The 20,004-nt window shown below is 64.5% G+C and carries 22 protein-coding genes; 10 read left to right on the top strand and 12 right to left on the bottom strand.

Translation table 11 applies throughout. The features are described from left to right. Positions 1 to 34 precede the first annotated feature (34 nt). Positions 35 to 373 carry a histone-like nucleoid-structuring protein Lsr2 gene (locus ITJ69_RS17715; protein ID WP_194673513.1) on the top strand — a complete coding sequence of 113 codons (339 nt, stop codon included), beginning with the start codon at positions 35 to 37 and terminating at the stop codon, positions 371 to 373. 104 nt (positions 374 to 477) lie between these two features. Here ITJ69_RS17715 and ITJ69_RS17710 read toward each other — a convergent pair whose 3' ends face one another. From ITJ69_RS17710 to ITJ69_RS17680, 7 genes are all read right to left on the bottom strand, one after another. After that, entirely contained in the window at positions 478 to 1,464 is a 987-nt protein-coding gene (locus ITJ69_RS17710) for a hypothetical protein (RefSeq protein ID WP_194673512.1), read from the bottom strand. Positions 1,465 to 1,794: 330 nt separating this feature from the next. Continuing rightward, on the bottom strand, positions 1,795 to 2,652 hold the full coding sequence (locus ITJ69_RS17705) for a 3-hydroxyacyl-CoA dehydrogenase (RefSeq protein ID WP_194673521.1): 858 nt from the start codon (positions 2,650 to 2,652) through the stop codon (positions 1,795 to 1,797). Between the two features lie 769 nt (positions 2,653 to 3,421). Continuing rightward, positions 3,422 to 3,994, bottom strand: a complete 573-nt coding sequence (locus tag ITJ69_RS17700) for a recombinase family protein (protein ID WP_194673511.1) — start codon at positions 3,992 to 3,994, stop codon at positions 3,422 to 3,424. A gap of 181 nt (positions 3,995 to 4,175) precedes the next feature. Continuing rightward, positions 4,176 to 4,799, bottom strand: coding sequence for a hypothetical protein (locus tag ITJ69_RS17695; protein WP_194673510.1), 624 nt, complete (start codon positions 4,797 to 4,799; stop codon positions 4,176 to 4,178). 28 nt (positions 4,800 to 4,827) lie between these two features. Then, positions 4,828 to 5,397 (bottom strand): recombinase family protein, encoded by a 570-nt coding sequence (locus tag ITJ69_RS17690; RefSeq protein ID WP_194673520.1) that lies wholly within the window; start codon positions 5,395 to 5,397, stop codon positions 4,828 to 4,830. Positions 5,398 to 5,582: 185 nt separating this feature from the next. After that, on the bottom strand, positions 5,583 to 5,951 hold the full coding sequence (locus ITJ69_RS17685) for a DUF6578 domain-containing protein (RefSeq protein ID WP_194673509.1): 369 nt from the start codon (positions 5,949 to 5,951) through the stop codon (positions 5,583 to 5,585). Further along, entirely contained in the window at positions 5,951 to 8,287 is a 2,337-nt protein-coding gene (locus ITJ69_RS17680; RefSeq protein ID WP_194673508.1) for a hypothetical protein, read from the bottom strand. The genes ITJ69_RS17685 and ITJ69_RS17680 overlap by 1 nt, the downstream gene beginning before the upstream one ends. 628 nt (positions 8,288 to 8,915) lie before the next feature. On the opposite strand from ITJ69_RS17680, the gene ITJ69_RS17675 reads away from it, so the two are divergent. Continuing rightward, positions 8,916 to 9,104: a DUF4190 domain-containing protein gene (locus ITJ69_RS17675; RefSeq protein WP_267239479.1), complete on the top strand. Its 189-nt coding sequence runs from the start codon at positions 8,916 to 8,918 to the stop codon at positions 9,102 to 9,104. A gap of 84 nt (positions 9,105 to 9,188) precedes the next feature. On the opposite strand, the gene ITJ69_RS17670 is transcribed toward ITJ69_RS17675, so the two are convergent. Further along, on the bottom strand, positions 9,189 to 9,449 hold the full coding sequence (locus ITJ69_RS17670) for a hypothetical protein (RefSeq protein WP_194673506.1): 261 nt from the start codon (positions 9,447 to 9,449) through the stop codon (positions 9,189 to 9,191). A 218-nt stretch (positions 9,450 to 9,667) separates the two neighbouring features. On the opposite strand from ITJ69_RS17670, the gene ITJ69_RS17665 reads away from it, so the two are divergent. Both ITJ69_RS17665 and ITJ69_RS17660 read left to right on the top strand, forming a co-directional pair. After that, positions 9,668 to 10,687 carry a nuclease-related domain-containing protein gene (locus ITJ69_RS17665; protein WP_194673505.1) on the top strand — a complete coding sequence of 340 codons (1,020 nt, stop codon included), beginning with the start codon at positions 9,668 to 9,670 and terminating at the stop codon, positions 10,685 to 10,687. 25 nt (positions 10,688 to 10,712) lie between these two features. Then, complete coding sequence (locus tag ITJ69_RS17660) at positions 10,713 to 11,306, top strand: hypothetical protein (protein WP_194673504.1); 594 nt, start codon at positions 10,713 to 10,715, stop codon at positions 11,304 to 11,306. A 226-nt stretch (positions 11,307 to 11,532) separates the two neighbouring features. On the opposite strand, the gene ITJ69_RS20585 is transcribed toward ITJ69_RS17660, so the two are convergent. The 4 genes from ITJ69_RS20585 to ITJ69_RS17645 all read right to left on the bottom strand — a co-directional run bounded on the left by ITJ69_RS20585 (position 11,533) and on the right by ITJ69_RS17645 (position 15,108). Beyond that, positions 11,533 to 11,856 carry a hypothetical protein gene (locus tag ITJ69_RS20585; protein WP_228506046.1) on the bottom strand — a complete coding sequence of 108 codons (324 nt, stop codon included), beginning with the start codon at positions 11,854 to 11,856 and terminating at the stop codon, positions 11,533 to 11,535. Next, positions 11,853 to 12,626, bottom strand: coding sequence for a ParA family protein (locus ITJ69_RS17655; RefSeq protein WP_194673503.1), 774 nt, complete (start codon positions 12,624 to 12,626; stop codon positions 11,853 to 11,855). The genes ITJ69_RS20585 and ITJ69_RS17655 overlap by 4 nt, the downstream gene beginning before the upstream one ends. 128 nt (positions 12,627 to 12,754) lie before the next feature. Next, on the bottom strand, positions 12,755 to 14,590 hold the full coding sequence (locus ITJ69_RS17650; protein ID WP_194673502.1) for a hypothetical protein: 1,836 nt from the start codon (positions 14,588 to 14,590) through the stop codon (positions 12,755 to 12,757). A gap of 278 nt (positions 14,591 to 14,868) precedes the next feature. After that, complete coding sequence (locus ITJ69_RS17645) at positions 14,869 to 15,108, bottom strand: hypothetical protein (RefSeq protein WP_111055431.1); 240 nt, start codon at positions 15,106 to 15,108, stop codon at positions 14,869 to 14,871. A gap of 392 nt (positions 15,109 to 15,500) precedes the next feature. Between ITJ69_RS17645 and ITJ69_RS17640 the strand changes: the two genes are divergently transcribed. From ITJ69_RS17640 to ITJ69_RS17615, 6 genes are all read left to right on the top strand, one after another. Further along, on the top strand, positions 15,501 to 16,166 hold the full coding sequence (locus ITJ69_RS17640) for a helix-turn-helix domain-containing protein (protein ID WP_194673501.1): 666 nt from the start codon (positions 15,501 to 15,503) through the stop codon (positions 16,164 to 16,166). Positions 16,167 to 16,174: 8 nt separating this feature from the next. Further along, positions 16,175 to 16,720, top strand: coding sequence for a hypothetical protein (locus ITJ69_RS17635; RefSeq protein WP_194673500.1), 546 nt, complete (start codon positions 16,175 to 16,177; stop codon positions 16,718 to 16,720). Between the two features lie 95 nt (positions 16,721 to 16,815). After that, entirely contained in the window at positions 16,816 to 17,631 is an 816-nt protein-coding gene (locus ITJ69_RS17630; protein ID WP_323743145.1) for a hypothetical protein, read from the top strand. A 59-nt stretch (positions 17,632 to 17,690) separates the two neighbouring features. Then, positions 17,691 to 18,770 (top strand): alpha/beta hydrolase family protein, encoded by a 1,080-nt coding sequence (locus ITJ69_RS17625; protein ID WP_194673498.1) that lies wholly within the window; start codon positions 17,691 to 17,693, stop codon positions 18,768 to 18,770. Positions 18,771 to 19,114: 344 nt separating this feature from the next. Then, complete coding sequence (locus ITJ69_RS17620; RefSeq protein WP_228506044.1) at positions 19,115 to 19,636, top strand: hypothetical protein; 522 nt, start codon at positions 19,115 to 19,117, stop codon at positions 19,634 to 19,636. Further along, the gene (locus ITJ69_RS17615; RefSeq protein WP_194624315.1) at positions 19,633 to 19,986 is read left to right on the top strand and encodes a hypothetical protein; all 354 of its coding nucleotides are present in this window, start codon (positions 19,633 to 19,635) and stop codon (positions 19,984 to 19,986) included. Before ITJ69_RS17620 ends, ITJ69_RS17615 begins: the two co-directional genes overlap by 4 nt. Positions 19,987 to 20,004: the final 18 nt, after the last annotated feature.

Here is a 20,004-nt window from a genome sequence, read left to right as displayed (position 1 = left end):
GGGGATTCGGGCGTTTTCCTGCTACACAAGAGCTATGGCACAGAAAGTCACCACCCAGCTCATTGACGACCTCACCGGCGAAACCATCGAAAACGGCGGCAAGAACGTCGAGTTCTCCTTCGACGGCAACCACTACGAGATCGACCTCTCCGACGACAACGCCGAGAAGCTGCGCGAAGCGTTCTCCGACTACATCGCCGCAGCTCGCAAGGTGAGCCGCCGGAACAGCCGCAGCACGTCGGGCAGCAAGCAGCGCAGCAACCCCGACGAGCTGGCCAAGATCCGCGAGTGGGCAGCAGCGAATGGGCACGAGGTATCCTCCCGTGGCCGGATCAGCCAGGCCGTCCGCGACGCCTACGACGCCGCACACTGACACCACTCCTCCACGCAGAACAGCCGGCCACCCCTCGGGGCGGCCGGCTGTTCTCGTCCGCGGCCGATACAGCGCTCTTATGTCAACGCTCGAGGCTCTCGCTTTCAGCAATCAACGCGATTTTTTTCGGACTGCCATACTCGGAAGACTGATTTGCTGAAACTGGCAGGGCTGCAAATTTTCTCGGACTCGATCTTTGCCGGATCGAGATACTCGCCGTACCGAACTTCCCTGTCGATAAATAGAGGCCGCTCGGTCGAGCCAACCAGGTAACCAACTTTCGAAGCACCCGAATACTCCATCAGGACCAACGGGGCGAACGCAAGCGGCGTAGTGAAGAGCTGCGCAGCATAGATTCCTAGGCTGACAGCGAATACCGAGGCGATCCGTCCGAAGCTAGTGCGGGGCTGGGCGCTCTTTATGACCGATTGACGCCTGAGAACGTCCCGCTCTACATCTGATTCAGAACGGTGCAGAAAAGGTCGTGGTAGCGCACGCGGGATGACCCCAACATTCAATATCCCTTTCCGCTTGAGGATCCATCGCCCTTCCAGCCAGAGGGCCCTGAGCACAGTGTCAGTCGGGGCAACGTCACCGCACAGCCACTGACGAGTAGGTATCGAAACTGCCGGCTGCTCTGCTCGCTCAGAACGCCAGTAGATGTACACGGATACCAGGAGGATTGCGAAGAAGCTCCAAGAGAGAGCGAACGCGCTTGAGCTAACAACGATCCAAAGGCCGACCCCAACCCAGTGGCGAACTTGGGGCGACAAGCCCTTTTGTCCATACATTGTCGCTAGTGCATTACCCGTGCCAATCAAAAAAAGGTTGATCAGACTTACTAGCATGATAATAGCCAGTGATGAAAGGGGCAAGGATAGGAGAATGGCCAATGAAAGATTGACGTCACCTTTAACCCTGTAGAGAACATTTATAACTAGAACTAGAGTTCCGGCGGCCGGGACGATTCCAATCCCCCCAGCGTAGATGTGCCGCGCAATTGCCGCCTTCGCCTTACTTTCTTCGAATAAATCCCTTGCCGTCTGGTCGTTGAGCTTTGGGGGGAATAGGTTTCGGTAAACCTTTTTCACGCGAGCAGCATGTCCACGTCGGAACCACCCAGCCAAGTCAATCCCCTATCTAGACACGTCCTGCTAATCAGAGGCGTTCCCGTATTGTCGCACCGAAGGTACCCCCGAGTGGCAGTCAGAGTCGACGGCATGGTTCAGGTGAGCTACATGCCGCTTTCGCGCTGAGGTATGCCCTAACGCCGCGCGGGGTCGTTGAGCTTTCCGCGTGGTTCTGGGATGGGCGCAGGCCCTTGAGCAACAGGTCTGTGCAGGGGTCTAGAGGTTCCGCATCAGTGCCCGCGCCATTCAGCAGGTGGTGGGTGAGCCCAGATTCGGGAAGTGGCGCTTCGTTCAGCGGTATCGGTAGAACCCCTCACCGGATTCGACTCCGTACTTGCCCTTGTCGAGGTACTCCGACTGCAGGTACGCAGCCCACGCCTGAGCGCCCTCGTCCGGTGAGGCGCTAGCGATGGCGTGGGCTGTCCGCAGGCCGACGATGTCAAAGATCTGGAAGGGTCCGACCGGTGCGCCGGTGCCGATCCGCCAGGTCGTGTCCACGGTCTCCGGGTCGGCGACGCCGCGTGCAACAAGCTGGGATGCTGCGTCGAGGAGCGGGACGAGGAGGGAGTTGAGGACGTAGCCGGGCTGCTCTTTCCGGACTCGGATCGGCACCATGCCGATCTCTTCAGCGAAGGCCGCGACTCGCTCGTACACGGCAGGGTCGGTCTGCTCAGTTCCCATCACTTCGGCGGTGTTCTGCCGCCAGACGTGGTTGGCGAAGTGCAAGGCGAGGAACCGGTCCGGGCGCCCTGTAGCGTCGGCGATCGCGCTCGGCAGCAGTGTCGACGAGTTCGTCGCGAACACGGTCTCCTCGGGCGCGACCGCCGCGAGCTGCTGATACACCTCCCGTTTGAGGGCAACGCGCTCCGGGACCGCTTCGATCACCAGGCCCGCATGGGCGACCGCCGCCGCGAGATCCGTCGCGAACGCAATCCCTGCCGCAGCGTCCGTCGCGGCCGCGCGCTGGTCCTCACCGACATCAGCGACGTACTGCTCAACGATCGCATTGAGGCGCTGTCGTCCCGCCGCGACGGCATCATCGTTGATGTCGTAGAGGGTGACCGGAAAACCGTGTGTCGCGGTTTGGAACGCGATCTGGGATCCGAGGACACCGGCGCCGAGGACGGTCACCGCACTAAAAGTCGTCATGTCAGCCAGTGTCGCACCGCAATCGGAGAAGACCACCGGACCCGGGCAGCAAGATCACGGCACACAGAAGCCGATTAGCGATCGCGAAGCACCGAACCCTCACTACCTCCCTAGAGCGTCTGACCGGCTCCGAAAGACCGGCCGATACCGGGCTCTTTTGTCAGCACCGCCACGCGTGCACACCTTGGCGTGAACTTTCGTCAACCGGTATGCGGGTTACCAGTAGACCGATGGATCAGGGCACAGTGGGTACCGGTGGACCTGTTCGGGTCAGGGCCACCACCGAGGTGCCGGTGCATCCCAAGTGCACCGGCACCTCCCACCCGCACGGCCGCGGCCCCGGATCACGTCGGACGCGACCAATCGAGCGGGCCCTTCTGTCGGCGATTTTCCAGGCTCATCACCCCGCCCGCAGACCGTGATCCGGGAAGCGCCGCATTCCGCCCATCCGATCGGAACCATTGACAGATCCACGGACGCGGGCGCATGGTCCCCTTGGAAGCAAGATGGTGGTCGCGATCAGGCATCATCTTGCTTCTGCGACATATCCCTCTTGCAGCGAGGGCGTCTGCCATGGGTTCGGGTCTGAGCAGACGCCCTCGCGCTACGACGCCGTCGGGTTCGACGCAATGGTCATGACGAGGCCAGCCCGGTAACAGGGGGTCGGGCTCCCACGGCTAGGGTCCGCGAGGCAGCAAACGCGAGACTACGTCACCCCGTTCCGGTCCACCAGAACCCCGTTGCAATAGCCACCTTCCGCGAGCACCGGTCATCCCTCCGACGACACTGCAACCCGCGCTTGATGCCGATACAGCGTCGCCCGCGACCACCCCACCAGGTTCGCCGCGTCCGCCGCGGTATGCCCGGCAGCGCGGGCCTCGTTCACGATCGCGAGCTTCCGGCCGATCACCGCCGGATCCGACGGCGGCCGCCCGAACCGAGTCCCCGACTCCCGTGCCGCAGCAATCCCAGCGGTAACACGCTCGACGATGAGCTCACGTTCGTACTCCGCCAGCGTCGCCATCAGGTTCAGCATCAGCCTTCCCGTCGACGTCGCCGGATCAATCCCATCCGACACACTCCGCACACCGATGCCCCGCTCCCCGAACATCGCCACCGTGCTCAACACATCCACCAGCGACCGACCGAGTCGATCCACTCGCCACACCACCACCGTGTCACCGGCGGTCGCGTGCTCAAGCAGACGACCCATCCCGTGACGAGCCACAGCTTCCTTACGACCCGAGGTCACATCGGCGAAGATGTCCCGCTCCTGCACCCCGGCCGCAACCAACGCATCCACCTGCAACGTCGCATCCTGCGCTCCAGTACTGATACGCATATACCCAAGAAGCCTCACTCGGCAAGTGTCTCAAAAACCCCTCAACCACCCGCCGAAGCGCCGTCACCGTCGAGACGACTTTCCGAGACATTCTGAACACAGGAAGACACTGGGTGTGACCGATCACGGTCTGTTGCACGGATCTGTTCACCCTCTTTGGCATGCCCGCAAAGCATCGACCTCAGCTCGCTCTCGGGGTGGCCTTCTGGCTTGGCCACGCAGCGGCCCGCTTGCCCTGTACCTGCCAGTAGGAGTCCTGCACGCCGGCAACGTCGGCGACGAACGACACGATGCAGTCCGCTGCTTCGCCGACCGGTGGTTCGTCCTTCTCGCACACGATGGTCGTCTGCGTGCCGTACGACTCGTCCATCGTGTGGGTCGTGTCTCCGGGACCCGGTGAGAAGAAGACACTGACGCTCTCCGGGATGGGTCCGCCGAAACCGCCATCCTTGACGTGCGCGACGAACAGCGGGCTCGTCATCTTTACGGTGCGCCCGTTGTACGCGATCAGCGTCGGAGGGCCGGTGACCGCGACGGTGTACTGCTGAGATGGAGCTCCGACCGGCTGGTCAAAGCTTGCATCCCCCCACTCCCACGTGCCGTCCGTGACACCTGTCCAGATCTCGGGCGACGTTGGCGTGCTCGAGGGGCGAGGCACCGGGGCGCTCGGGCGCGACGAAGCTGGCACGGACGGTACCGCCGTGTCGAGGCTCTGACTGGAGCAAGCAGCCAGAGCCAGCACGAACGCTGCCGCGATCCCGATTGCAGCAACGCGCTTCGCACGCCCGACGGTTCTCGTCACCATCGCCTCAGCCTAAGAGACCGGCTGCACCTCACTCGGGAGCAACCGCTGCGCGGATGTAGGCGTAGACCGTCTCCCGGCTGACGCCGTACTCCTTCGCCAGCACCGTCTTCGGCACGCCAGCGCCGGCTCGGTCAATCAACTCCGCGATCTGCACTGCGCCAAGCGACCGCGCCCGGCCGCGGTACACACCACGCTGCTTCGCCAACGCGATCCCCTCACGCTGGCGCTCCCGGATCAGCTCGCGCTCGAACTCCGCGAACGCACCCATCATGTTCAGCAACAGGTTCGCCATCGCACTGTCCTCCCCCGTGAAGGCCAGCTGCTCCTTGACGAACTCGACACGGACCTTCTTGTCCGTCAGCCGGCGCACGAGCCGGCGGAGATCTTCGAGGTTCCGCGCAAGCCGGTCCATCGAGTGCACCAGCACCGTGTCACCGTCACGAACGAACCCGATCATCGCCTCGAGCTGCGGACGGTCGACATCTTTCCCGGACGCCTTGTCCTCGAACACCCGATCCAGCGCGACGCCATCAAGCTGGCGCACCGTGCTCTGATCCAACGTGCTCACCCGCACATACCCGACCCGCTGACCCGACACCACGGCCTCCGACCCTCAACTGTCCAGTTGAAGTCTAAGACCAACGAGAGCATGTGTCAGACAAGTCCGAATTGGACCCTATTTGGACGCGCGCCGCGTCAAGGGATTGACGTCCAGTTGGGGTGTACCTCAACCAGACGGTACGAAGAACGCCCCGCCGGAAGGGCGGGGCGTTCTGGGGGAACCTACGGACTGCTTTCGACGTTGACGACGAATCCAGTGACGTGGATTGATATATCCAATTGATGAACCTTGAAAGTGTTTTCTACTTTTTGGGTTTTGGCACCTGTCGGCCAACGGTCGGCAGCTGACGGAGCCTTATCCTGCTCGAAATCAGGCGCAATTGCGTAGATTTCTTTTATTGCTCCGGCGATCGGCCTGGCATTCGGAGAATCCGATGCAATGCTGTCAATTTCCCATGAGGGTGCATCGTCACCGAGCATATCGGTGTACCACTCGCGGTGCGCCGGAATGATTATCCAATCTACGCTGTCGCCATCCTTAAGATCGAGGCTAAGATCCTCCAAATACCATCGGGGTATCCAAATCTTCATCAGACAGCCTTCTTCAGCCAGTTCGGGCAGTACTGTGCCTTACCGGCCTGCCGACAATATCCCGTGACAACTCCGCGCGGTTTACCATCGATTCTGTCTTTGTTGCGATTGACGATGGTTCGGTAATGCGCAATATTCTCGATTTTGCCGCGGTAAGTCTTGTAGAATGTCGTGTCATACTGATAGGTAGTCGCGTTTGGGTTACCTCGACTATCGGCGTACTGCGTTGCTCGCTGCACAATCTTCAGTGTGCCGTTATGCTTAGCGACAATCTTGTTGAAGTAGACACCATTGCGTAGATAGACGCGGTAGCCATACTTATCCGTCCAGCTCGTGTAGATCTCTTGTTCGTAGGACTGCTTCGCGGAGGTCGAACTAGCAGCGCTAGTGCTGTTGAGTTCCCCGGCCGGCGCGGTCACGACCTGCCCGTCACTGGTGGTGAGTTCAGTGTCAACTGGTGTTGGGTCGGTGTTGAAGGTGCTCAACGGCGACTCGCGGTGCACCTGTGCTCGGCTTTCGCCGGACTTTCCTTCGACTACGACGTTCCAGTAGTAGGTGCGCCCAGCCTCAAGCTGCCCGCTGGGGACGGTCCATGAATCAGCTTGCCAACCGCTTTCGACGATGGGAGTGGAGAGTCCGTCAGGGTTGGCTGTCACTGTGTACTTGAACTTCGTGTCGCCCTCGAACGCATCTCCGGTAGGCGCCACCGACAGCGTCACGTCGTCTGCATTCACCAAGGAGCCCTGTTCCGGCATCGTGGTGAGGTCTGCGCTACCCCAGTCACCCAGCCCAAAGGAGAAGCTGGATTCTGCAACAACAGCATCGGTCTCATCGACGATTGCTGCGGAAACCAGGTTGATACCACCGGTGGTGTCGAGCAGGAAATCTCCTGTCGATGACGCGGTCTCGTCGAGGCTTGTGCCCCAGACTGCGATCCCGTTGTTCGATACGACGAGTTGGAGGTCGGATCGGAAAGCAGGAGCAACCGAGTAGTGGCAGGATATGGCGTTTGCGGGGTACGTCGATGACCACGATCCAGGGGTGTAGGCGCCGTCGCAAGTCACCGTCGGCGCTGCGGGATTGGTGTACCAGCCCTGCACGTCAATGACGTAGTTAGTGGCGTCGGCGACGTTGTTGAGGTTGATCTTGCCGTTCGTGCCGAGGGCGACGGTGACGGTGTTGGTGCGGATCTCGTCGGTCTGGAAGTTGATTGACGTCGTGTCCGGCTGCGTGGTTCCGTTGGCCCACACGGATGCGCGCCCGTCGCTGCCGCCGTGCGCGGCGGTCAGCGTGAGGACGACGGCGGTGATGCCGGAGCCCATGACCGGAACGCCGGCCTGACCGGCGACCGGGATTGCGCGGGTCTCGTTCTTGGCAAGGATCGTGTTTCCCGTCGCGCGGGAGTCGAAGACCCGACCAATGCCGGGAGTGAAGGTTGCGCCGGTGACGCCGGCCTTGGTGAAGTACCCCTGGAGGTCGATGACGAGGTTGATGGTCGACGAGCCGTTGTAGATCGTCATCTTCCCGCTCGAGGACAGCTGCACCTGCGCCTGGATCGAGGTGTTCACCGACGGCGCGTAGTGCAACGCGTTGTCCGGCCGGGCGGTCCCGGTCGCGTACGGCGTCAGGTAGCCGTCAGAAGCGGTGGAGTTGATCGGCAGGAGGTTCACGACCGCGCCGGACGCGCCGGCCGGGACGCCGTTGGCGCCGGTGACCTGGATGTCGACGCTCTTCCCCGGCGCGAGGAGTGCCTTCGGGGCGCCGAGCCCGGAACGGGTGTCGACGATGCGCTTGCCCGCGACGGGGACGAACCCGCCGGCTGCGGTGCCGTCGGTGTTGGCGGTGTAGTAGCCCTGCACGTCGAGGATCAGCCGCGCGGCCGTCTCGGTCGACACCTGGATGGTGCCAGCTGCGCTGACGGCGACGATCGCGGTGTTGGAGACGTACTCGCCAGCGTTGTCGTTGTAGATCAGCATCGTCGTGCGCGACGTGTCCGCATCCGGGCGGCCGTAGAGGATGCCGTTGTCCGCCGAGCCGCTGACGGTCGCGTTGAGGGACACGGCGCCGACAGTGCCGTCGTCGGGGATCCCGGCGACGCCGGCGATCTTGATGGTCCGGTACTTGCCCGCCTCCATCGGCGTGCTGAACCCGCCGGTACCAACCTTGGTGTCAAGGACACGGCCGGACGCGGGCACGAACACGCCACCGGTGCCGGTGTCGTTGATGGCCTGTGCCGGTGTGGCGACGAGTAGTGATCCGACAAGTGCGAGCGCGCCGAGGGTGGCAGCAGCGATGCTGCGCTTCCTCGTGCGCGGAGCGTGCAGCAGTGTGCGCACGAAACCCCCTAGATGATCGACAGCACGGGTTGCTGTCAGCCTGCGCAGCATATGAGGAAGCTGAGTATCTGTACCCGACCCCCAAACGGGGACGTTAACAAAAGGCCTGGTCAGAGCCGATTGTACCGATTTGAAATGAGTGATCCTTCAGGTCAGACTCGTACATGGGACAGTGCGGAAGCCATGCGGGCACGGGGTACAGATGAGCGGATACAGTGACGCTGTGCATCCTTTGCTTCGTCGACCACGCCTGTTGATTGGCGCCCTGCTCTTTGCTGCCGTAGCTGTGGCAGTCGTGGCGGCAATTGCGACGCACAACGCGTCCCCCCTACAGCCAGTGTTCGGCCTCGGTGATTCACCCGTCCGGTCATACGTTGCGACGAAGAGTCAATGGGAGGCGGCGAACACCGCACACACCGTGGCATGGGTGACTGCCACACTTTCGGTTGCCCTTCTGCTGGCCACTCTCGCCATCGGCGTCATGACGCGCCCGAAGATGCGGCCCCGCAACGGAGCTTGACTCAGATCACGTCCTCGGTGCCCGTTAAGCACGAGGCGGCGGATCCTGGTCTGTTGAGTCGCCGGGCGGATGATCCTTCACTTCCCCCGTAGTGTCGGCATTGGCGTCTTGTTGGTCAGCATCGGCGGGCTGGTCGTGTCGATCATCGCGCTCACGCAAATCAAGCGCACCGGTGAACGCGGCCGCGGGCTCGCTCTCGCCGGCATCATCATCAGCGCCCTGTCGATCGTGCTGTCCATCGTCTTCGGGATCGTCATCTTCGCCGCCGCCGCGAACGCACCGTCCTACAGCTACTGAACCGACAACATCAGCAAGACCCCACAACAGCTCACCGCTACGCCAGGCACCCTCGGCGTGGCGGTGAGCTGTTCTGCGTGCGGATTACTTCGGCGGTGACCAGCTGCGCCCGAACGCCCGCATCAGCACGACACCCCAGTCAGCATCAGTGATCGCGCCCGTCGAGGTGTCCGTGCTGAACTCACCACGCTCGTAATACAACGGTGGCTGCCCCACCAGGTGCGCGCCGATCAGCTCAGTGACATGCCACGTCTTCCGCGCCGCCTGCGACGGCATCAGCTCGAGCTGCAGACGGTGACCATGCACCGACACCGTGGACGGGAGCTGCGGGATACGAGGCGGCATGCGCACAGTCCACGCCCTCCCCCGCCAAACCCTCGCAGACACGCTGACGCACCCGGCGACGAACCGTCGACTGCGCCTGCGTCAGCCAGGTGTAGCGCTCGGGTCAGTTCCGATAATGCTGCTTCTCGGAACGTTTTGGCGGGGGTAGAAGCGGCGAGGACGTCGCTCCGCCTGGGGAAGTTGTGGATCGAAACACAGCCTTGTGCTGTGCTGGTCTGGTGGAACTGTTCTGGGAAATCGTCGCTGGCCTCGCGCTGATCGCAGTGCTGGTCCTGGCGCTGGTGCTTCGAAACACTCGGAGACGACACGCCGCGAGAACAGCTGCGCAGGAGGCTCTGCAGCAGCGGCAAGCGCAATCTCACGACGATCAGCTGCGCGGGTTGTCTCGCCAGCATTCCGACGCGCTGGCGGACCAACGGTCAAGGACTGCCGCCTACGAGGCGGTGACACTTCGAGCGATGGGATGGGACGTGGCATCGCGCGACATGATCATCGACGTCTGCGAGGAGCTCGGCGTTGCTGGGGTGCTCATGACGAACATCGTGTTCGTGCCGATCGACACCAAGCCGTTCTACCGATACGCGGCACAGGTCGACCACGTCCTGGTCGTCGGAGCTTCGGTGCTGCTTGTTGAGAGCAAACGATGGAACGGCGTCGTCTTCGACGGGATCAACCCGGCTGCAGCACACCCAAGCTTCGGACGTCTCCTCGCGCCACCGCCTGGGGGTCCTTTCGCGGTCCAGATCGTCCCCGACACCCCCGAGCACTGGATCGTTCGCACGTACCCGAGTCGATCATCGCTGGCCCCCGCAGCGCAGGCCCGCCGGCAAGCAGCGCGCTTCCATCACTACCTCGCGGCAGTCCATGGCCCATCGGCTCCTCGCGTTGACACGTGCGTTTTCTACAGCCACCCGAACGCGCAGGTCTTTGCCCGACCCAAAGACACAGCCGGTGACTTCTCGACTCTCATCGCAGACGGCTATGACGGCCTCCGACGTGTTCTGCGTGGATACGTGTCAAATCCGTCGAGTCGTCGTGCCATGCCGTCAGCCGTCCTCGAGACGCTTGTCGACGTCGCGACGGATGTCGTCGAACTCGGCACTGCGCCGATGGCCGTCGAGTCGGACCTCGGAGCGGTTGATCCCGTTGACGGATTCGACGATGACGCTCCGGGGCTGACGATCCGGGAGGTCCGTGGCGTCCCGGACTGGTTCACCGACCCCCGCCACCATGATTAATCGGAGGGAGACAGCCAACGCAGCAGTGCGACAACGCTGGGCTGCAGCGCGACGCTTCAGCAGGCCCACGATCATCGTCGCAGCGATCACTTTCGGCGTCGCCGCCCTTGGAAGCGCGTTCTTCCGCCAGCCCGGACTGATCGCTGGGCTCATGTCCACCATTGCTTTGCTCGCCCTACTGATGCTCGCGTTGGCAACGCTGACAAATTGGTTGGCTCGCATTGCGCTGTGGTGGCTCCTCGGCGCATCTCGCTGGGATCGGTTCCGCCCCTCCGTCCGCAGACAGTGGCGGATCGCCACATTCGACCGGGCACTGCAAGACCGCGCTCCCGACCGTGCCCTGGTACGCATCATCGGCATCCGCCAACGTGCACGCCGAGGAACGAAATGCGTCGTCGAGCACCCCTTCGGCATCACCCAGGAAGCATGGTTTTGGTGGTATGCGCCACGCCAAGGCGACGTATACCTGGTGCGCTGCTCACGCGGCTGGGGACCACACTCAGGCGTTCTCGACCTGCTGTATGTCGGATCAGAGACCACGGGTGCCGGCGTGATCTACCGCCTCCCCCGGTCCACCTGGAACTCGGCACGCCGACAGCAACGTGCACAGGCACGCTAATCGCTCGGTCCGGCGTCAGAAGACGTCCTCGGGACAGCGAAGCAACGTCTCATTAGCCGATCCCCCAACAATGCGCTCCTGGTCGACGGCACTGGGACCAGCCATCGCGGCGGTGCGCACACTCGAGTCTTAGCGACAGCGCCCCGGCACCTGAGGCGGTGGCTGACGACCCGGCTAAACGGAGTTCTACGGGTGTACCTACCGTCGTCCTAGCTATCTAGATAGATTAGACGTCTCGAGGTAACAAGTGGCCATACTTCTCCTCAACCGCTACCTCGATCGACGTACGAATGTCTTGCTTCTCTGTCGCCTTGACGTAGTCGAGGAGATCCTTCGTCCGTTCCCCGACTCGTGTCCCGAGCTGCACAGTCACCTCTCGCCTCGGCAACGCCGCTGCGGTGAATTCCGGCCTGGTGTTTGCGTGCGAGGCCGACGTAACTTCAGGCGTAGCGGGTGGTGGCACGTCGATCGGGTCGCGGCCCAGATCTGGCGCTGGGCGCGGTACTCGGCGCGCCGGCAGGGTGGGGCGATCGCGCTTTTCGTCGGTCATGACACCACCTTGCCCAGGATCTCGGAGTACGCGTCTACGACCGGCTGCCCCTTGCGGAAGTCGCCGTACCATTCGTGCGTAGCTCGGACGTCCTGAACAACTGCACGATCGGGCACCAGCGGGTACAGGACGGTCCCAAGCTCACCGAGCTGCTCGAGGGCGTACTGCTCAATCCGTCGCATCACGGTCATGCCGCGGAACGCCCCCACAACAATGCCGGCTTCCCGAAGCTTGTCGGTGGCCCCCAGCAGTCGACGAGAGTCACGGAAACGCTGGACGCTCGTCATAGCCCCTTCGACACCGCTGATGCCGTCCTCGTCCGGTTTAGCTGCGTACACGACGGCGTCTGACGCGTTCAAGGCGGACAACGTCAGTGGACCTCCCTGTCGGTTCGGGCAATCGAAGACGACCAGATCGGCAGTGGTCCCCTCGAGGGACGCCTTCAGACGCAGCTCGGCGTAGTCGGCCTGCTCGCCCTCACGGATGGAGACGCTTCGGCTCGACGGCAAGACACTGAGATTCCGGTGCCAGGGCGATGGAACCGCCATCTCGTCCATCCATCCCGTCGGCTCCGGGTCCGCGAGGATCGCTCCGACGTCGAGACCTGGCTCCTTGGGCTCAACCCCGATCCACCTGCTAGCAGCAGCTCGTGGGTCAAGATCCACCAGAGTGACCTTGCGTCCTCCGATGGCAGCAACAGTTGCGAGAGACACCGCAGTGGTGGTCTTCGAGACCCCACCCGACTCGCTGTAGACCATGATCGCTTCCATACGAGAAAGTATATCTAGATAGCTGGATAGATAGCAACTAGAGAGCTAGAACGCTGTCTATCTAGATCTCTGTCTTGCTACCTCTCTATCTAGCTAAATATAAAAAAGCTATCTATCTAGGTAGGTAGCTAGGCCGCCAACTCAAGGTCTCGCAGCTGTTGCAGGAGTCCGCGTCGGACGAACCGCATGGCTTCTTGGTGGTCGGCTCGGCCGTCGCTCGAGCACGGGTATGCCGGATACGCCTCGGGTCCGCCGTGGTCGTCGACGGATCGGAACATGACGACCTGCGTGGTGGGGGTGCGGTCGCGGCCGCGTCGGCCTGCCTTGCGGATGAGGTGGTTCTGCCACCAGGCCCAAAGGTCTCGCTCGTCGACGTACTGCTGTTCCCGTCGCAGGAGAATCCCGTCCACGCCGAGCTGCTTGGCCACGTGGGTTCGGAAGTCCTGGAGTCGTCGGCGCCACCCGGTGGGTGTGGCGATGGCGAGTGTCCAACGGCGCATGCGTACGAGGGCTGCGCGTGCGCGACCGCGGGGGAGTCCTGCACGGTCTGCGACGACTTCGGGTGGCTGCTCGTCTGCGTTGAGGCTCTCGTAGACCCGGCGGGCGGTGGGTCCAAGTCCTGCGCGGGTGAAAACGTCGTGCCGTCCGGCCTCGAGCCGGTCTTCCAGAGCGTCCAGAAGGGTGACTCTCACGTCGAAGAGCTCGGCCGGGGGGCGGGCGGTCACATTGTGAAGTGGCCCGACGTGTACGGAGGGTGTGGAAAACCGGTCTGTGAGCCGCCAGACGGCAGCGTTCGGGCCATCTGCCTGGCGACGGCGGGTGATCCATCCGGCCGTGTGGAGGCGGCGGAGTGAGCGGTCGACGGTGCTCGAGGGGATCCCAGTGGCGATCGCCACGGACCGGAGTGCGGCGCCGACGTCGCGGGAGCCGGAGCGGAGCGACAGCCAGGCGAGGCATGTCAGGACGGTGCTGTCGTGCAGGTCCGCCTCGGTGCGGGTCCAGCGTCCGGGAGAGGCGGTGAACGCTTGCAGCATGGCCTCGACGACGTCAACGATCCCGATCAGCTGGGTCAGGTCGCGTTGTTGGCGTTCCTCGGGCGCGTACCGGTACAGCACCGCCCGCTCCTGCGCCTTCACCCACTGCCGCTCCAAGCGCGCAGCCGCCTCGGCCACGGTGCGGGGCTCACGGCCGCCGGTAGGACGATTCCGGGTCCGGTAGTGCTCCATGCCAGGTGCGGTCTTCGCGGCGTGCTCGACGTCGGCGAGGGTCCACCCGGACACCGCGGCCGCAAGCAGGCACAGGTAGCCGGTACGGGACGGATCGCGGCCGCCGGCAACGGTTCCCATGTGCGCCTCACCCCACGCCGGCAGGGACCGGTGCACCCGGTGGTGGGCGTCGACGGGACCGGTGGGGGAGGAGTCCGCAGGATCCACGGTGGGCCGGAGCTCACGGAACGCGGCCGTGACACGGAGGAGATCGCCGGCAGTGACACTCGGGGTGCGGAGCACGTCGACGTCGTCGGCACCAGCCATCACCTCCGACGCGCCACCGCGTGCGTGTGGAGTCAGGGGCGGGCGGACGGCGCCGGTGCGGTCGTTGCAGAGCAGACCATGGTCAAGGGAGGGCAGGACAGCGCGGGCGGCGCCGGCGAGCTGCACCATCGTGGCCTTGTCGACGCCAGCGAGCGGCACCCACACGTGGAACCCGCCTGTGGGGCTCGAGCGGCACACCACGTGCGGCACCTGCTCGTCGCGGAGGATCCGCACCAGCACGCCAAGATCCTCGGCCGCCTGGTCGAAGTCCTCCGGGGTCTTCGCGTCGAGGTCGAACGCAGCGAACCAGAACCGGCCGTCAAGGTCCGTGAGATCGATCGTCCACGGCGTCGACGGGGGAGTGCGCCCCGCAGCCGGGAACTTCGACGGGTAACTGTTCGACCGGATCGTCCCGTCAGCCTCCGCGATCATCCGGTTCACGTACCGACGAGGCGCGATCGATCGCGTGAGATCCCAGGCGCTATCCGGTGAGGACACGCGGGCAGATTGATCTGTACCGGGCGCAGCAACGTGCGTTACGATGGCGACACCTCCTCCTCTCGGGGTGGCGGTACGACGAAGGCTCCCGGCTCCAACCGGGCTTCTTCTTCGGAACTCTCACGACCTGGACTGTTTGGCGACACGAGCAGGTTGTGAACATGACTTGGGGCTAAGCCCCGGACCCCCGCCTCGTGCGGGGGTTCTGTCGTTTAGGCGGCTGTGTGGGCGGCCTCCCGGGGATCGTCGAGGATCGGCAGGGCGCCGCGCTCAGCGATGAGCTGCGCGTGCAGGCGCTCGAGGTAGAGCGAAATGCTCAGGTTCCCCGATGCGCGGGCAGCGTCGTGGTAGTCCTGCCCCGTATCCGGGTGCAGCGCGACGTCTCGGATCCGCGCGGCGTCAACACCGCGAGGAAGGCGATTGCGCTTCACACCTGCGTTCGATCCGGTCATGGGAACGAGTCTGGTGTTAACACGCGGTCTATTTCGGGAGGTCGCTTCGGTGTGTCGGATTCCGGGGGTTCTCACCTCACGGGAGGAGTTCTCGGCTGGGTTCCAGCCTGAAAGCGCAAGAGTGGTCCTTGTGCAGACCGATCGTTCCACCCTGACCTCCAACCCGCCCCATCCCAGCGCGACCGAGCGATCCATCAAGCCGCGCGCTGGGCGGGCATGGGTCTGGTTCATATTGGCCGGAGCGGTCGCGGTCGGAGTCATCAACGTGGTCGCCATCGCTCTCAGGGGATAGTTTGCGGAGCAGTCGGCACGGTTGCAAATTAGCAACACTGCTGTATCTTTGCAAGGAGGCGCACAGACCCGACGCCTGCTAGCGTTTTTGAGTGGACCCAATGAGCGAAACCTCCGCACAAGCCCTGCACGGAGCGCTTGCCGCCGAGCTGCGGGCAGCGCAAGGTGTCGCGCATGTCAACGTGCGCGCATGGGCAGAACGCGCGTCGATCACCCACGACACGATCTACCGGATTCTCAACGGGAAGCGGCCGGTGACGGTCGTTGAGCTGGTCACGTTGTGCCGGGCAATCGACGACGATCCGCTCGAGCTCTTGGGCCGTGCCGCCAAGCGCGCCGGCCTCGACCTGGTCGACGACGTTGACGAGGTCGTTCGGTCGGACAGGGCTCGGCTCGCACTCGAAGCTGCAGGGCTCTGGGGCAACCTCGATGAGGCGTATACGAAGGCACGTTCGGCGCTGAGTAAGACGGGACACCTGCTGTCGCTGCGCGAGTGGCGAGCGTTCGTCGACGGCGCTGGCTCGCACTCATTGGTCGTTGCACTCGCTGACTTCCTCGAGGTGCCGGCGGACTACCTCCTGGGGCGCACGCCCGAGGATGAGGCACAGCGGATCGACGCCCAGCTGGGGTTCGCGAAGTCGATGCGCTCGTTCGGCGTCACACAGATCGCGGCTCGCTCGCTCGACGAGTTGGAGCCGGAGGAGATGGCGACGGTGGAGTCTGCGATCCGCGCGCTGATCGACAAAGAAGAGGGTCCCCGATCCTAGACAAGTGAGTGCTCTCTGAGGGGGAGTGCTGGACGGGAGACATGATGCTAGGACGCCGCAGGGGGCAGGCTGCCCACGAGCCGGTCGCGGCGATCGCTGCGGCCCTGGTGTGGAACACACCTCTGCCCGAAGAAGCGTCCTTCGAGCACCTGTGTGCCGCTGTCTCCGAGATCTACGGTCGGCGGCTTGTCTTCGCCGAGACCGACGCCCCACTCCGGGCAACTACCGGCGTCTTGTTCGAGGCGAAGACGTTCACCGGGATCATCGTCGCGGCCCAGGACAGCGACTACTACAGCTTCCTGAGCCGCATGCACGAGCTCTGTCACCTGATCGTCCGGAGCGCACCGGCAACGTGGTTCCCGCCAGGCACCACCCGGCCGAGGCAGCCGGATCCCGAGTCCCGGATGTTCCTCCGCCTGTGCCCACGGAACAGTTCGGAGTCGGGCGACGCTGAGTCGGTCCGAGAAGAGTTGATCGTGGAGGAGATGGCGCGCATGTTTACCCGCCGGTTCACCACCTACGCGGACACGACGGAAGAGGAGCACTTCGGGTGATCCAAAGCGTATGTCTCCTGGTCCTCATCGCGGTCGTCGTGATCCGGCACCGATCATGGCGAAAGCCCGCATGGTGGGCCACCGTCTTCGCAGCAGTGTCGCTCGCAACCTACGGAGTCATCGGCGCTCCGCCCCTGGTCCTTGACGGCCTCCTCGGATCTCGGAACCTCCTCACGCTCGTCCGTGACGCCTCGGCCGTCGCGGCGCTGGCGCTGTTCCACAACGCCGTCGCGGCCGAGCGCGGGTTCCAACGCCGGCGGCTGCCGTGGTGGGCGATCGTCGCGGCGATCGTCGCGTTCTCGGTCCCGTTCTTGCTCATCACAGCGCCCGCAGGGGACGCCTCACGCTTCGTACTCGACCGTCTCGACCAGGCAGCCGTGTGGCTGTTCTCGACGCTGTACACCGCGATCATGGGCGCCCTCAGCGCCCACACGATCCGAATGCTGGCGGAGCGGCGAACGATCCCGACAGTGTTCTGGGTCATCGGGCTGTCCCTGATGCTCGTCAGCGACGTCATCGAGGTGATCTACCTCGGCATCGCGCACTTCGCGCCCGTCTCAGCCGCATTCCGAGAGCACTACTACTACGTGGCGAAGGAGCCGTTCTTCTCCGGCATCATCATCGCCATCGGCGGCTTCTTCTGGATCCTCGGCGCACGCAGCTTCTGGCGTGCAGCTGCTCGATGGACCGTCCGGATCGACGCCCGCGGCCACGGCCCCAGCTACCGAGAGGGCCGGCTAGCCCTCGTGCGTCCGGGCGGGTGGTCGAACAAGCAGCTGGCGTTCGACTCGGCCGCGAACGTCCGGGACCGCGTCAGGGTCGGCATCCAGGAGCTCTCGGCGATCGAACGCATCGTGTTCGGGCTCGTCGAACGAACGCTGTCCAAGAAGCTCGGAGAGGTCACCCCCTGATGCTCGCCCTCATCATCATCATCGCGGTCGTCGTTCTCGCAGCCGCGTACGCCGCGGCCGTGCTCTTCCTCGCCCGTGCGGTGGTCTTCCCGCAACGTGCTCGGCCGACCAAGATCGTGAGCGTCGACGACGACGGCCAGAGCGTCGTTCTCTCGAGCAACCCGCTCACGAGGTTCGACGGGATCCTCGGGCTGCTGTACGACAACGAGACGAAGCTGACCGTGCTGGCCCCCGGTGCGGAGGTTGCCAGCGACGGCAGCACCGTGACACGGCGCCTCGCCGAGCGGGCGCCGCTCGAGGGGGGCACCGAAGGCCGCGCCTCGGGGAACGTGTTCACCGCGGCGAATGTCACCGAGACCGAACCGGAAGACGTCGCGATCGACACGGACCACGCGACGCAGCCAGCGTGGCTGTACGCCGGCGTCGGTACGAACTCGTCGACGTGGGTTCTCCACGTGCATGGCATGCTGGCCGGCCGCGACTCCGCCCTCCGGAGTGTCCGCGCCCTCGCTGGCACGGGCTACACGTCGCTCGTGGTCTCGTACCGCGGCGACCGTGAGGCGGCAGGGGAGGGGCGTGCACCCTCAACGCTCGGGCAGGCGGAGTGGCGCGATCTTGACGCTGCGATCGCCTACGCGCGTTCGCAGGGGGCAGCCCACGTCGTCGTCGTGGGCTGGTCGCTGGGCGCCACCGTTGCGCTCGAGGAGACGGTGCACGGGCCGCAGGGCGCCGCGATCGACGCACTGGTACTCGTGTCGCCAGTCGTGAGCTGGGCACGCACCATCCACTACGGGATGGCCCTCCAGCGCGTTCCCCGCTGGCTCGCGTCGTCAGCGATCGCGTTGCTGTCCTCGCGGCTCGGCGCACGCCTCCTCGGCCTACCGGTGACGCTGCGCCTGTCCGAGGCGCTGCCGGTCACGGGCGTACCGACGTTGGTCATCCACTCAGACGGCGACCTGACCACCCCCTTCGCCGCGTCCCGCGCCTTCGCGGCGAGTTCGGCCTACGTAGACCTGGTGCAGTTCCCGGCAAGCCCGCACGCGATGGAGTGGAACGCAGATCCGGAGCTTTTCGCCGCGAAGACCCGTGGCTGGATCGTTGCGACTCTGCGACAGACAGGTGCGATAACAGAGAAGTAACCCGACCTGGGGCCAGTTTATTGCGATGAACTTGCAAATCTGCAACACTCACAGTCATGAGTGGTGCAGTGAACGCGCATGTCGGGGGCGAGCCGACCGACGCCCCCCGCGCTTGCCCCGCGTGTGGCAGCGAGAAAGTCGGTACCCGGTTCTGCACCGAGTGCTCGACTGAGCTCGTTCCCCCGGTCGCAGTGACGCACGCGTTCGGCCCGATGTGGGCAGTTAACGGCCACGTCCTGACCGTCCCCGCGGGGAAGGACGTCCGACGGGCAGTCCTCGATGCGGTCACCAGCCTCGTTGACGCGACCGCGCCCGTACGCGTCGTCGTGACTGACGGACAGCTCGTGACCAAGGTGGTCCTCCGACTCGACGGCAGTTCCGTCGCCGAGGGTGCTGACGCAGCCTCATGGGCAGGCCCTGGCAGAGCAGTCGTCCCGCCGACCGTCGCCGCTCGGCCGACGTCGATCGTGGGCGTGCACCCCGGCGCCGGGGTGAGCACCTGGGCACAACTGCTCGACCTTCCCGAAGCGGAGCTCACCGACGAGCTCGCCGGCCCGGTCGTACTGGTCTGCCGGTCGACACCTGCCGGCATCTACGCGACCAAGGCCGCGATCCACTCGCTCGGCACGGCCGCCGTCAGCGCAGTGCTCGTCGTCGCCGATGCTCCCGGCAAGCCGATCCCGGCCGCGGCGCGTGAGCAGCGGGTGCTCGCGGGCGCCGTACCGGTCGTGCCGGTCCCGTGGCTTCCCCGCCTCCGGGCGGTGGCAGAAATCTCCCCGCAACTGGCCGGGCAGCTCGCCCGTCCCGTGCAACGGGTCACCAAGGCGCTCCTGGGGGCGCAGTCAATCAAGGAGAAGGCCGAATGATCAGCAACGCCATCTACGCCGTCGTCGCGAAGTCGCCGCGTGCGTTCGACGCCACCAACCGCGCCGGCATGGTCGTCGCGCAGGCGTACTGCCTGCCGGGGAAGGCGCAGGATGCCCTCGACACCGCAACCCTCTGGACCCGCATCGCCGCGATCGCCCTCGGCATCATCGCGCTCATCATCCTCGGCATCGGCATGTTCTTCTCCGGTCGCCGCCACGATGGTGGCGAGACCCTCAAGGGTCTCGGCTGGTGGATCGGCGGCGCAGCCCTGATCGGCGCGGCCTCGGGGGTGGCATCGATCTTCCTCGGGTCCGTGTCGGCGAACTGCAAGACGATCCCCGGCGCCTAACCGACACCAACCCCGGGA

Source organism: Curtobacterium sp. VKM Ac-2887 (genome assembly GCF_015350935.1).
Classification (GTDB): domain Bacteria; phylum Actinomycetota; class Actinomycetes; order Actinomycetales; family Microbacteriaceae; genus Curtobacterium.
Note: the sequence above shows the minus strand (reverse complement) of the source record. Positions and strands in the feature narration are given on the sequence as shown.

Excerpts from the sequence above, each read along its gene's own strand:
- ITJ69_RS17640 (WP_194673501.1), top strand. The coding sequence starts at position 15,501 with ATGAGCGAAACCTCCGCACAAGCCCTGCACGGAGCGCTTGCCGCCGAG.
- ITJ69_RS17705 (WP_194673521.1), bottom strand. The coding sequence starts at position 2,652 with ATGACGACTTTTAGTGCGGTGACCGTCCTCGGCGCCGGTGTCCTCGGA.
- ITJ69_RS17615 (WP_194624315.1), top strand. The coding sequence starts at position 19,633 with ATGATCAGCAACGCCATCTACGCCGTCGTCGCGAAGTCGCCGCGTGCG.
- ITJ69_RS20585 (WP_228506046.1), bottom strand. The coding sequence starts at position 11,856 with ATGACCGACGAAAAGCGCGATCGCCCCACCCTGCCGGCGCGCCGAGTA.
- ITJ69_RS17715 (WP_194673513.1), top strand. The coding sequence starts at position 35 with ATGGCACAGAAAGTCACCACCCAGCTCATTGACGACCTCACCGGCGAA.
- ITJ69_RS17700 (WP_194673511.1), bottom strand. The coding sequence starts at position 3,994 with ATGCGTATCAGTACTGGAGCGCAGGATGCGACGTTGCAGGTGGATGCG.
- ITJ69_RS17655 (WP_194673503.1), bottom strand. The coding sequence starts at position 12,626 with ATGGAAGCGATCATGGTCTACAGCGAGTCGGGTGGGGTCTCGAAGACC.
- ITJ69_RS17685 (WP_194673509.1), bottom strand. The coding sequence starts at position 5,951 with ATGAAGATTTGGATACCCCGATGGTATTTGGAGGATCTTAGCCTCGAT.
- ITJ69_RS17650 (WP_194673502.1), bottom strand. The coding sequence starts at position 14,590 with ATGATCGCGGAGGCTGACGGGACGATCCGGTCGAACAGTTACCCGTCG.
- ITJ69_RS17695 (WP_194673510.1), bottom strand. The coding sequence starts at position 4,799 with ATGGTGACGAGAACCGTCGGGCGTGCGAAGCGCGTTGCTGCAATCGGG.
- ITJ69_RS17645 (WP_111055431.1), bottom strand. The coding sequence starts at position 15,108 with ATGACCGGATCGAACGCAGGTGTGAAGCGCAATCGCCTTCCTCGCGGT.
- ITJ69_RS17670 (WP_194673506.1), bottom strand. The coding sequence starts at position 9,449 with ATGCCGCCTCGTATCCCGCAGCTCCCGTCCACGGTGTCGGTGCATGGT.